A 12562-nucleotide genomic window follows, 5' to 3' on the forward strand; every position below is an offset into this window, starting at 1 on the left:
ATGGATCCGTCCCAACTGACCCGTATCACCGGCGGCCAGCCGACACCGCTGGGCGCCACCAGCGACGGCCTCGGCGTGAACTTCGCCGTGTTCTCCGCGCACGCCACCCGCATCGAGCTGTGCATCTTCGACCCCAAGGGCCGCAAGGAATTGCGGCGCTTCGACCTGCCCGAATGCACGGACGAAATCTGGCATGGCTACCTGCCGGATGCGCAGCCCGGCCTGCTGTATGGCTACCGGGCCCACGGCCCGTACGATCCGCAGAACGGGCACCGCTTCAATCCCCACAAGCTGCTGCTGGACCCGTACGCGCGCCAGTTGAGCGGGCCGCTGCACTGGAGCCCCGCCCTATTCGGCTACCGCATGAATCATTCGCGGGCGGACATGAGCTTTGACCGCCGCGACAGTGCGCCCGCCATGCCCAAGGCCATCGTGGCCGATGAAGTCCCGTTCAACTGGGGCAACAGCAAGGCGCCGTGCACCTCGTGGAACGACACCACCATCTACGAGGTCCACGTGCGCGGCGCCTCGATGCAGCGCGAAGACCTGCGCCAGCCGCTGCGCGGCACCTGCGCCGCCCTGGCCGATCCGCATTTCATCGAACATCTGCAACGGCTCGGCGTGACGGCGGTGGAGCTGCTGCCTGTCTACGCCTTCCTGCAGGACCACTTCCTGACCGAGCGTGGCCTGCGCAATTACTGGGGCTACAGCACCCTGTCGTACTTTGCGCCCGAGCCCGGCTACCTGATGCAGCACCCCAACGAGCTGCGGCTCGCCATCCGCCGCCTGCACGCGGCGGGCATCGAGGTCATCCTGGACGTGGTCTACAACCACACCTGCGAAGGCAACGAGATGGGGCCGACCTTGTCCTGGCGCGGCCTGGACAACGCCAGCTATTACCGCCTGATGCCGGGCGAAGAGCGCTACTACATCAACGACACCGGCTGCGGCAACACGGTCAACATGTCGCATCCGCGCGTGCTGCAGATGGTGACCGACTCGCTGCGCTATTGGGCCACGTCCTACGGCGTGGACGGCTTCCGCTTCGACCTGGGCGTGACGCTGGGTCGCGAGGGCAACGGCTACGACCCCGGCTCGGGGTTTTTTGATGTCATCCTGCAGGACCCGGTCCTGTCCAAGCTCAAGCTCATTTCCGAGCCGTGGGACATCGGCCCCGATGGCTACCAGCTGGGCAACCATCCGCCCGGGTTCGCGGAGTGGAACGACAAGTTCCGCGACACCACCCGCCGCTTCTGGCGCGGTGACGAGGGCATGCGCGGCGATATGGCGGCCCGGCTGTGCGGGTCGCGCGACATCTTCGATCGCCGCCATCGCCGCCCCTGGTCGACCGTCAACTACGTGGCCTCGCACGACGGCTTCACGCTGGCAGACATCGTCAGCTACGACGGCCGCCATAACGAGGCCAACGGCGAGGACGGCAACGACGGCCATTCCGAGAACTTCAGCCACAACTGGGGCGCCGAAGGGCCCACCGACGATCCGCAGATCGTGGAGACGCGCGGCCGCGTGCAGCGCGCGCTGCTGGGATCGGCCATGCTGTCCGACGGCACGCCGATGCTGCTGGCCGGCGACGAATTCGGCAACAGCCAGGAAGGCAACAACAACGCCTACTGCCAGGACAACCCGATTTCGTGGCTGGACTGGACGCAGGCGCAGAGCGACGCCGGCCGCGCGCTCAGCCGCTATGTCGGCCGCCTGACCGCGCTGCGCCGCGCGCATCCCAGCGTGCGCAGCGCCCGCTACGGCGATGCCGGCCAGGAGATCCTGCCGGGCATCCCCGCGATTTCCTGGTTCGACGCTTCCGGCGCGCAGCTGGACGGTCCGGCCTGGGAAGCGGAGCAGGAACGCGTGATGGGCTTGCGGCGTGCCGCGCAGCGCCCCGAAGGCGGCGCCGACGTGACGCTGTTGCTGATGAACCCTACCCACGAAGCGGTCACTTTCACGCTGCCGGAGCCCGCGATCGCCTGGTCGTTGGAGCTGGATTCGGACAAGCCCGCCGCGCCCGCGCCGTGGGACGAGCCGACCGTGACGGTGGCCCCGCATAGCCTGGTCCTGCTGGCCCAGCGTGCGGAACCCGGAGAAGCGCCATGACGCATTCGTATTCCTATGGCGCGATTCCGCTGGAGAGCGGCGTCACGCGCTTCCGGCTGTGGGCGCCCAGCGCCCCGCCCGGTCTCGCGTTGGAGGTCGAGGGCCATCCGCCCATTCCGATGCGCCCCGGCCCGGATGGCTACGCGCAGGCCGACGTGGACTGCGCGCCGGGCACGCGCTACCACTATCGGCTGGACGAGAACACCGTCATGCCCGATCCCGCCTCCCGCCTTCAGGACGGCGACGTGCATGGCGACAGTATCGTCTTGGAGCCTGGCGCCTACCGCTGGCGCCACCCGGAGTGGACCGGCCGTCCGTGGGAAGAAACGGTCATCTACGAGGTCCACGCGGGTCTGGCCGGCGGCTACGCAGGCCTGATCGCGCGGTTGCCGGAACTGGCGGCCATGGGCATCACCATGCTGGAACTCATGCCCATCGCCGATTTTCCCGGCGAACGGAACTGGGGCTACGACGGCGTGCTGCCGTATGCGCCCGACACCGCATACGGCTCGCCGGACGACCTGAAACAGCTCATCGACGCAGCGCATGGCCACGGCATGGGCGTGATGCTGGACGTGGTCTACAACCACTTCGGGCCGGACGGCAATTATCTGTCCGGCTACGCCGCGCCCTTCTTCCGAACCGACATCGACACGCCGTGGGGCGCCGCCATCGACTTCCGCCAGGAAGCCGTCAGCACGTACTTCAAGGAGAACGCGCTGTACTGGCTGACCGAATACCGCTTCGACGGCCTGCGTCTGGACGCCGTCCACGCCATCGCCGGACACGAGTGGCTGCACGAGCTGGCCCGCTTCGTGCGCGATGGCGTCTCGGCCGAGCGCAACGTGCATCTGGTCGTTGAAAACGACGACAACCGGGCCAGCTTGCTGCGCGGCGACTTCGAGGCGCAATGGAACGACGATGCGCACCATGTGCTGCACCATCTGCTGACCGGCGAATCGCGCGGCTATTACGCCGACTACGCCGAGGCGCCCGCGCAGGCGCTGGCCCGCTGCCTGGCCGAGGGCTGGGTGTACCAAGGCCAACCGTCGCCCTATCGCGGCGGCCAGCCACGGGGCGAGCGCAGCGCGGACCTGCCGCCCACCGCCTTCGTGCTGTTCCTGCAAAACCATGACCAGACCGGTAACCGCGCACGCGGCGAACGGCTGACCGCCCTGGTCGACAACACCCAGCGGCTGCGGGCGGCCGTGGCGCTGCAACTGCTGGCGCCGCAAATCCCCTTGATCTTCATGGGCGAGGAACGGGGATCGCGCGCGCCGTTCCTGTACTTCACGAGCCATACCGACCCGGAACTGGCGCAGGCCGTGCGAGACGGCCGACAGCGCGAGTTCTCGGCCTTTCCGGAGTTTGCGGGCGACTCGCCCACCGCGCAGCTGCCCGACCCGAACGACGAATCCACCTACCACGCCAGTTCGCCCTGGCAGGACGAGCCGGATTCGGCCGAGTGGATGCGCGACTATTCCGCGCTACTGCAACTGCGGGCGCGGTCGATTGCGCCACGCCTGGCGGGTGCGGTCAGCCTGGGTGCCGCGGCGGTCGGCGATCGCAGCGTGTTCGCGCGTTGGGAACTGGCCGACGGCGCCCGCCTGACGGTCTACACCAACCTGGGTCCCATGCCTCAGACCGTGCCGGAATCGCTCATGCCCGGCCCGGATGTGTTCACGACGTTGCTCTTCGAATCACCCGCCGGCGGGCGCGACCGCCTCTCACAAGGCGAGCTGTGCCCGGACTGCACCGTGTGGCTGCTGGAGGAACCGGCATGAAGCGCGCCAAGGCCGAGCCGGACGGCTTATCCGCATTGGCCCAAGACGCCGGCATCGCGGAACACTGGTCAGATGCTCGGCAGCGGCCGCAACAGGTGTCGCCCGATACGTTGCGTGCGCTGCTTGCCGCCATGGACCTGCCGGCCGCCACGGCGCGCGACATCGAGGACAGCCGCCGCCGGCTGGCGGAGCAGGCCGCGGACGCCCTGCCGCCCATGGTGGTGACGCGCTGCAACGCCCGCACCGCATTGCCCAAGACGGCGCGCGGTCCGTATCGCATCCTGTGCGAGTCTGGCCGCATCCTGGACGGCCACCTACAGGCGGGCGCGGACGGCGTGCCCTGCCTGGTTGCGCCTGACGAGCCCGGCTACCACCGGCTGCTGCTGACATCCGCCGAGGCGACGCTGGCGGTTGCCCCGCAAAAGGCGCCCAGCCTGGCCGACCTGACCGGCGCGGCCAGCCCGCGCTGCTGGGGTCTGGCCGCGCAGGTCTACAGCCTGCGCCAGGATGCCCATGCCGCCGTGCCGCGCACGCACGGCTTCGGCGATTTCGGCGCGCTGCGCGAACTGGCGGTGGCCGCCGCGGAGCAAGGCGCCGACATGCTGGCCATCAGCCCCGTCCACGCGATGTACACGGCACAACCCGAGCGCTCCAGCCCGTATTCGCCGTCCAACCGCCTCTTCCTGAACGTGCTGTACGCGGCGCCCGCCTCGGTGCTCGGGCAGGACGCGATGATGCGCGCGCTGTCCGGTGTGGAACCGGCCGAACTCACCGCGTTGGATGGGCTGGATCTCATCGATTGGCCGGCAGCCGCAGCGATCCGGTTGCGGGTGCTGCGCGCGCTGCATGCGGAGTTTGGGCGCAGCGGCGCCGTCAGCCAGCGGGCGCGCTACGCGCAGTTCTGCGAAGACCGCGGCCAGGCGCTGCGCGATCACGCGACCTTCGAAGCACTGCATGCCGCGCAGCGCGCGCCGGACGGCACCATCCCGCCGTGGCAGAAATGGCCGGCCGCCTTGCGCGATCCGGCCTCTTCACAGGTCAGGCGTTTTGCGCAGGACCATCCGCTTGAAGTGGATTTTCATCAGTTCGCGCAGTGGCTCGCAGCAGAAAACCTGGCCGCGGCACACGCGGCCGGCCGCGAGGCGGGCATGCGTCTCGGCCTGCTTGCCGACCTGGCAGTGGGCGCCAGTCCCGACGGCAGCCACGCATGGAGCCGGCAGGCCGACCTGATGCGCGGCATGTCGGTCGGCGCGCCGCCTGACATCTACAACCCGCTTGGACAGGGTTGGGGCCTGACCGCGTTTTCACCGCGCGCGCTGCACGCGAACGGCTACGCCGCATTCATCGAGATGCTGCGCGCGGTGCTGGCCCACACGGGCGGCGTGCGCATCGATCACATCCTGGGCATGGCGCGGCTGTGGCTGGTGCCGGAAGGCGCGTCGCCCGCCGACGGCGCCTATCTGCGCTACCCGCTGGACGAGATACTGGCGCTGATTGCGCTGGAGGCATGGCGCCACCGCGCCTGCGCCATCGGCGAAAACCTGGGCACGGTGCCCGAAGGGTTCGACGACCGGTTGAAGGACAACGGCGTGCTTGGCATGAACGTGCTGTGGTTCATGCGCCAGGCGCCGCAAGCGCAGCCGGAAGCGGGGGCCGAAGTTGCGAAGGCGCCGCGCTCCCATGCTGCGGGTGCAGAAGACGTAGGCCCAGACGAAGTGGACGCCGAATCGCCTGCCGGATTCACGCCGCCCGCCGAATGGCCGGAGAACGCCGCCGCCATGACCACCACCCACGACCTGCCGACTCTGCTCGGCTGGTGGGAAGCGCGCGACATCGACTGGCGCGTCAAACTCGATCTGCTGGGCGCCGACGACGACGAGGCCAGCCTGCGCGCCGCCCGCGCGCAGGACCGGGAGATGCTCTGCCGCGCCCTGGACCTCGATGTCGAAGCACCGCCCGACGAGGCGCCGGTCCCAGAGCTGTTGCGCTTCGTGTCGTCCAGCCCCTGCCCGCTGCTGCTGGTGCCGATGGAAGACATCGCCGGCGTGCTGGATCAGCCGAACCTGCCCGGCACCATCGATACCCATCCCAACTGGCGCCAGCGTTTGCCCTTGAGCATCCGCGCGACCTTTGCAGACCCCGCCGCGCAAACCCGCCTGGATGCCGCGCGCGCCGGAAGGAGACAATCTTGAGCACACCGCTAGCCACCGCCCGCCTGCAACTGCATGCAGGATTCACGCTCGATGACGCGTGCGCGCAGGTGGACTATTACGCAGACCTGGGCGTCAGCCATCTGTATCTGTCGCCCATCACGCGCGCGCGCGAGGGCTCCACCCACGGCTACGACGTCATCGACCATGCCGTCGTCAGTCCGGAACTGGGCGGCGAGCCCGCCCTGCTCCGCCTGGCCAGCGCCGCCCGCGCACGCGGCCTGGGCCTGATCGCGGACATCGTGCCCAACCACATGGCGGCGAATCCCGCGAACGCGTGGTGGCGCGACGTGCTGGCCAACGGCCCGGCAAGCGCGTTCTCGGGCTACTTCGATATCGAATGGAACCCGCCCGCGCCGGCACTGCGCAACAAGGTGCTGCTGCCGGTGCTGGGCGACCCGTACGGCGCGGCGCTGGAGCACGGCGCCATCACGCCGCAATGGGACACCGGCGCGTCCGCCCCCGAGCTGGACGTGCATGGACAGCGCTTTCCGCTGACGCCATCGTCGGTGCCGCGTGGCGCGGAGCGCCAGGCCTGGCTGCGCGAGCACGACCCGGCTCAGGCCGGCGGGCGTCAGCGCCTGCATGAACTGCTGGAACGCCAGCACTACCGTCTTGCGTGGTGGCGCACGGCGCCGGACCAGATCAACTGGCGGCGCTTCTTTGAGATCAGCGAACTGGTCGGCGTGCGCGTCGAGGACGAAGCCGTGTTCGACGCCGTGCACGCGCTGGTCCTGCGGCTATACGCGCAAGGTGTGCTCGACGGCCTGCGCATCGACCATATCGATGGACTGGCGTCGCCGGGCGGGTATCTGCGCCGGCTGTCGGCGCGGCTTGAACAGGCCAACGCCAACCGCCCCGCGGCGCTGCGCCAGGAGCAGCCCTACCTTGTGATCGAAAAGATCCTGGCGCATGACGAGGCGCTGGACCCGCGCTGGCTGACGGACGGCACCACCGGCTACGACTTCATGGATCAGGTGAGCGCGGTGCTGCACGACCCGCAGGCCGAAGCGCCGCTGCGGGAGTTCTGGCAAACGCTGACCGGCGATGAACGCGACCCCGCTGAACAGTTGCGCGCAGCGCGGGTGCGCATGCTTGCCCGCCATTTCCCGGCGGAAAGGCAGGCGCTGGTGCGCTGCCTGGAACAGATCGCCGCCCGCGACCTGCGCACGCGCGACTGGACCGCCACGGCGATCGACCGCGCGCTGAGCGCCCTGCTGGCCGCCTTCCCCGTCTACCGCACCTATGCGGAGGACGAGGGCCGCAATCCGGCGGACGCGCAGCAGCGCGAGATCGCGGTCCAGGGCGCGGCGACGGCGATGGCGGCCCGCGAAGGCTCCGCCGACACGACGCTGCTGGCGCAGCTTGCGCAGTGGTTGAACGGCGAAACGGATCACCCCACCGCCCTGCGCCGCTTCCAGCAATTGACGCCGCCGCTGGCCGCCAAGGCGCTGGAAGACACCCTCTTCTACCGATACGGCCCGCTGCTGTCGCGCAACGAGGTTGGCGCGTCGCCGGCCTGCTTCAGCCTGTCTGCCGAGAGCTTCTTCGCCGCCAGCGTCGCCCGCGCGCGGACGCATCCCCGCGCCATGCTGGCCACCGCCACGCACGACCACAAGCGCGGCGAAGATACGCGGATGCGGCTCGCCGTCCTGACCGAAATGCCCGAACGCTGGCAGGAAGCGGCGCGCGGCTGGATAGACGCATTGCCCGGGGGCATCAGCCGCGCAGACCGCTACATGCTCATCCAGACGCTGATCGGCGCCTGGCCCTGCGAATGGCGTGCGGACCCGGCCGACTGGGCGCCCGACGCCCTGCAGCAATGGCTGGACCGGATCGGCCAATGGCAGGAAAAGGCCCTGCGCGAGGCCAAGCTGCACACGAGCTGGACCGATCAGGATCCCACCTACGAAGCCGCCGCGAAAGAATGCCTCGCATGGCTGGGCGGTGATCCCGAAGGCCGCCGCGTGCTGGCCAGCATTGCCGCCTTTGCGCTCGACATTGCGCCAGCCGGGATGGTCAACAGTTTCACGCAGACGCTGCTGCGCAATACGTTGCCGGGCGTGCCGGATCTTTATCAGGGCACGGATCTGTGGGATTTCAGTCTGGTCGACCCCGACAATCGCCGGCCGGTCGATTACGCCCTGCGCGCCAAGCTGCTCGCGGATGGTTCGCACGACGTAGCGATGGACCTGTCCGAATCGGCCTGGCGCACGGGTGCGGTCAAGCAGGCGTTGATCCACCGGCTGCTGATGGCCCGCCAGCGGGCACCCGAGCCTTTTACGGACGGTGACTTCCATGCCGTCGCTGCCGTGGGCGCCCGAGCCGATCTTGTCCTGTCGTATGTGCGGCAACACGACGGCCAGATCGCCCTCATTGTCGGGGCGCGAACGTGCGCACTGCAATTGACCGGTTATGCGCGCGGCAATGCAGCTGCGGCGCGGGCGTTCTGGACCGATACGGCGCTGCGTCTGCCTGCGGGCATCCCTGGTCTCTCGCTGCATGACGCGTTGACGGGACGCCGCGTGCGCGCAGGCGCAGACGGCTTGCTGCCGATCACCGAGCTGCTGCGAGACGGCCCGGCAGTACTCTGCCTGTCGGCCTAGCAAGGCTTTCAGACACAATTCGGCCCCGGACACGTCACGGAGGGAGACGCGGCCGGGGCCGTCAGGCACTACGCATCGAACCGCGCGCTGGTCACGCGGCTAGCGCAGCCAACGCATTTAGCGCTGAGTCTTGTTTTGCTGATTGGAAGACTGACCCTGCTGATTGCGGTCTTTTTCCATCTGCTGACCCGATTGGCCGGGTTGCTGACCCGGTTGGTTGCGGTCCCGGGGATTCTCCTGGGATTGTTGCTTTTGCGGTTGCTTCTGCTGGTCGGGTTGGTTCTGGTTGGCCATTACACGTCTCCTGAATAGAAGCGGAGATATTCCGCACTTATCCTTGAGCAACCGCCGTGCCCAACCCGGTGCGCAGGGGGGAAGCGGGGATGGCTATTTTCGGGGACGGAGGCAGCGGGCGGAATTCCCGCGCCGATCGGTAAAAACTACCCTTGCACAGGCGCTACAGCAAGGTGGAGTGCACAACCGGGCGGCCCGGTTCCGCTTCCTGGCTGGGACCGTCGAACGCATCCAGCCAAGACGACGCATAGGCGGCGGGCGCCGCCAGCGGCTCGCCGCCGTCGCGCTGCGTCCGCAGGCGCATGATCAACTCGTCAAGCGGCATGGGACGGCCCAATGAAAAGCCCTGACCATAGCGGCAGCCGGCCGCACGCAGAGCGGGTATGTCGGCCACGTTCTCCACGCCTTCCGCGACCACGCGCCAGCCCAGGCGGGTCGCCAGCTCCGCAGCCGTGCGCAGAACCTCGAAGGCAACGGCGCTGCGCCGCATGCGCGTGACGAAATACTGGTCGATCTTCACTTCGGACAGGGGAAGCGCGGACAGCAGCTTCAGGGACGCATGGCCGGTGCCGAAGTCGTCCAGACTGACCTCGCAGCCCGCCTCTTCCAGCCGCAGCAGCGACGCGCGCAGCACATCCAGGTCGTGGATGGGCTGGTCTTCGGTCAGTTCGACGCGCACCAGCGACGGGGGCAATTCCGCGGCGCGTACGCGGTCAAGCAGGAAATCCACGCAGCGCAGTTCGGACAGCGTCGTGGCGGGCGCATTGATCGCCAGCGGCACGGCCACGCCGACGCGGCGCAGCGTCTGCAGCGCGTCGATGACCCGCACGCACACGCGTTCAAACAACATGCCGTCCAGCCCCAGCCGGTTCACCGCAGGGATGAAGTCGGCAGGCATGACGATGCCCAGTTGCGGATGCTGCCAGCGCACCAGCGCTTCGGCAGAAACGATGCGACCTGTCAGCAGGTCGACCTGCGGCTGCAACAGCACGCGCAGCCCATCACGTCCGGTGACCATGGCGGTAATTTCCGCATCGCTGACCACGGGTTGTCGGCAAGACTCGGTATTGATCATCGGCTTGCTCCAGATGCGTCCCGACAGGTTGCCTGCGCTGTCCGGGCGCAGATTGGAACACGATATTGACGCATTCTGCGCTCTCCACGCCATAAAGTCACACACATGTAACCAACGGTGTTAAGGTGCGCAAATTCATGTTTGGCGCGGGTTTCCGGGCGGCTCGAGTGCCGCTTCGTCCGGCTTTTGTGCCGCGGGTTTCCGCCGCGGGGTGCAATCTCCCGCCCTTGTCTTGTCGACATGGTAGGGTTGCCATCTTTCCGGCCTGCCCAGCCAATTTTTCCGCTGCATTTCATCCGCGTGACTAGTCTGCTTACCCGTTGGCGCGCCTCCCTGCGCAATGTGCTGTGGCTCGATGCCCTGCAAGCCGCCGCCATCAGCGCGGCCCCCGTCATCCTTGCCGTGCTGGTGCACGAACCGCGCCTGGGCTGGACCGCCATCGCCGCGTTCTGGGCCTGCTTCGGCGACCCCGGCGGTCCGCTGCGCAAGCGCGCCGGGTCAATGCTGGCGCTGGGCCTGATCGGCGCCCTGTACTGCCTGCTGGCCAGCGCCAGCGCCTCACATGTCTGGTTGCTGTTGCCGCTGACCTTTGTGTGCTGCACCTTCGGCGGACTGCTGCGGGTGCTGGGCCCCGCCGCCGCCATCGTGGGCACGCTGCTGTCGGCCGGCTTCGTCGTGGCCGCCGAGCTGCCGGCCCCGACGCTTACCGAAAGCCTCTGGTACACGTTGTTCTTCCTGGCGGGCGCGGTGTGGGCAATTTTGATGACGGCGCTTGTCTGGCGCCGCCGGCCCTGGAAGGACGCCACCCATGCGGTCGCCCACTGCTACCGGGGTCTCGCGGACTTTTCCGATGCGCTGGCCCGCATGTATTCCGGCCTTGCGCCGGCCGCGGGGCCGCAGGCCTGGAGCGCCGTCGTCCGACCGCAGCGCAGCGCCCAACGCGCCGCGCTGGAAGCCGCCCGCGTCCGGATCCGCGAAGTGCTGGACGCCCGCCCGTCGCGCCGGGCCCGCGCGCATCAATTGCTTTACCTGCTGGACAGCGCCGAGGACAGCTTCATTGCGCTGGTCGCCGCCGCCGACCTGCTGGAGTCCAATGCGCCGCGCTGGCTGGGCCGCAGCGCCGGGGCGCACCTGTCGCACGCGCTGCATCGCTACGCCAGCGTCTGCAACGCGATCGCCAGCACGTCCGACGTCAGCGACGCCAAGCAGGCCGAGTGCCTGCGCGAGCGCCTGGCCCACTACAACGCCGGACTACGCGACCTGCGCGGCGGGGCCATGGCTTATGCGCCGGACCTGGCCTCCGTGGTGCCGGTGCTCGACCGCCTGCTGCACAACGCCCAGGCGGTCACGCAGTCGCTGTTCGATCTGGGCGCGACCCCCGCCGCGCCCGCGCACCGCGCCAGCGATGGCACCGGCGCCCGGCAGGCCTGGCGCACGCTGCGCCAGAACCTGCGGTTCGAATCCGATGCCTTCCGCCATGCGCTGCGGGTCGGCGTGGGCGCCACCATTGCCGTGGCCCTGTCCAAGACCTTTGCCGTCAATCACGGCTATTGGATGTCGCTGACGCTGATCTTCATCCTGCAGCCCTACTTTGCGACCACCTGGCAGCGCACCGTCGAGCGGGTGATAGGCAGCGTGGCCGGCGCCATCAGCGCCTCGTTGCTGGGCCTGTTGCTCACGACGCCGCTGTCCGTGGCGCTGGCGGTCCTGCCTATCGCGCTGGGCACGTTTGCCGCGCGCACCGTCCACTACGCGCTGTACACCTTCTTCCTGACGTCGCAGTTCGTGCTGGTCAGCCACATCCAGCAGCCCGAGATCTACGAACCGACGCTGGCCGCACTGCGCGCTTTCAATAGCGTGCTGGGCGGCATTCTGGCGCTCTTGGTCGGCTTTCTGGTCTGGCCCGAGAAAGAGCCGCGGCAGCTGGCCGGCGCCCTGGCGCGCGCGTTGCAGCGGCATGCCGATTACGCCCTGGCGCTGGCCCAGGAAAAAAGCGGCGACGCCGCTTCCCGCGACATCGTCGGCCTGCGTCGGCTCGCCTGCCTGTCGGCCGACAACGCCGAGGCGTCGCTCCAGCGGCTGCAGCAGAATCCGGTGCATCGCGACCGTAACGTGGACACCGCCGTGAACCTGCTCAACGCCATGCGCCGCATCACGGCGGCGGGCACCGTGCTGGAGATCCAGCCAGCGCTGCCGCCAGAATCCCCGGCGGCTTCCGCACTGCGGGATTACGGCGCGGTGCTGGCGCACGTGCTGCATCCGGAAGGCTCCGGCCCTGTCCCCGAGGCCCGCGGGATGGCGGTGCCCGCTGCCATTGCCGAAGCCGAACCGGCGCTGGCCGCGCCGCTCGACCGCATCGCACAGCAGGCGCGTCAGATCCGCCAACTACGCGACCGCGTGCAGCGTGATCCGGCGCCGCAATAGCCGCATGCAATAGCCGCTTGCAATGGCGGCTTGCAATGGCGGCTTGCATTGAGCCGG

Annotated in this window: 7 protein-coding genes; 5 read left to right on the forward strand and 2 right to left on the reverse strand. The window is 68.7% G+C overall.

Annotated elements, in window-relative coordinates; genetic code table 11:
• Genes glgX through treY form a run of 4 tightly spaced genes read left to right on the forward strand, consistent with a single transcriptional unit; the run spans position 1 to position 8712 of the window.
• A complete protein-coding gene (glgX, locus tag B2W22_RS05050) occupies positions 1–2112 on the forward strand; it encodes a glycogen debranching protein GlgX (RefSeq protein WP_286936464.1) in 2112 nt (703 codons plus the stop codon).
• On the forward strand, positions 2109–3896 hold the full coding sequence (gene treZ / locus B2W22_RS05055; protein ID WP_286936466.1) for a malto-oligosyltrehalose trehalohydrolase: 1788 nt from the start codon (positions 2109–2111) through the stop codon (positions 3894–3896). Before glgX ends, treZ begins: the two co-directional genes overlap by 4 nt.
• Positions 3893–6088, forward strand: a complete 2196-nt coding sequence (malQ, locus tag B2W22_RS05060) for a 4-alpha-glucanotransferase (protein WP_286936467.1) — start codon at positions 3893–3895, stop codon at positions 6086–6088. The genes treZ and malQ overlap by 4 nt, the downstream gene beginning before the upstream one ends.
• Positions 6085–8712 (forward strand): malto-oligosyltrehalose synthase, encoded by a 2628-nt coding sequence (gene treY / locus B2W22_RS05065; protein WP_286936470.1) that lies wholly within the window; start codon positions 6085–6087, stop codon positions 8710–8712. The genes malQ and treY overlap by 4 nt, the downstream gene beginning before the upstream one ends.
• Positions 8713–8829: 117 nt before the next feature.
• Here treY and B2W22_RS05070 read toward each other — a convergent pair whose 3' ends face one another.
• Together B2W22_RS05070 and B2W22_RS05075 are read right to left on the reverse strand one after the other, a co-directional pair.
• On the reverse strand, positions 8830–9006 hold the full coding sequence (locus B2W22_RS05070) for a hypothetical protein (RefSeq protein ID WP_175121586.1): 177 nt from the start codon (positions 9004–9006) through the stop codon (positions 8830–8832).
• Between the two features lie 163 nt (positions 9007–9169).
• Positions 9170–10081 (reverse strand): EAL domain-containing protein, encoded by a 912-nt coding sequence (locus B2W22_RS05075; RefSeq protein WP_175121587.1) that lies wholly within the window; start codon positions 10079–10081, stop codon positions 9170–9172.
• Positions 10082–10381: 300 nt separating this feature from the next.
• Between B2W22_RS05075 and B2W22_RS05080 the strand changes: the two genes are divergently transcribed.
• A complete protein-coding gene (locus B2W22_RS05080) occupies positions 10382–12505 on the forward strand; it encodes an FUSC family protein (RefSeq protein ID WP_254594868.1) in 2124 nt (707 codons plus the stop codon).
• Positions 12506–12562 lie beyond the last annotated feature (57 nt).

The sequence above is a fragment of the Achromobacter sp. UBA4530 genome (assembly GCF_002388205.1).
GTDB classification, from domain to species: Bacteria; Pseudomonadota; Gammaproteobacteria; order Burkholderiales; family Burkholderiaceae_B; genus Achromobacter; species Achromobacter animicus.

Excerpts from the sequence above, each read along its gene's own strand:
- glgX (WP_286936464.1), top strand. The coding sequence starts at position 1 with ATGGATCCGTCCCAACTGACCCGTATCACCGGCGGCCAGCCGACACCG.
- treZ (WP_286936466.1), top strand. The coding sequence starts at position 2,109 with ATGACGCATTCGTATTCCTATGGCGCGATTCCGCTGGAGAGCGGCGTC.
- malQ (WP_286936467.1), top strand. The coding sequence starts at position 3,893 with ATGAAGCGCGCCAAGGCCGAGCCGGACGGCTTATCCGCATTGGCCCAA.
- B2W22_RS05070 (WP_175121586.1), bottom strand. The coding sequence starts at position 9,006 with ATGGCCAACCAGAACCAACCCGACCAGCAGAAGCAACCGCAAAAGCAA.
- B2W22_RS05075 (WP_175121587.1), bottom strand. The coding sequence starts at position 10,081 with ATGATCAATACCGAGTCTTGCCGACAACCCGTGGTCAGCGATGCGGAA.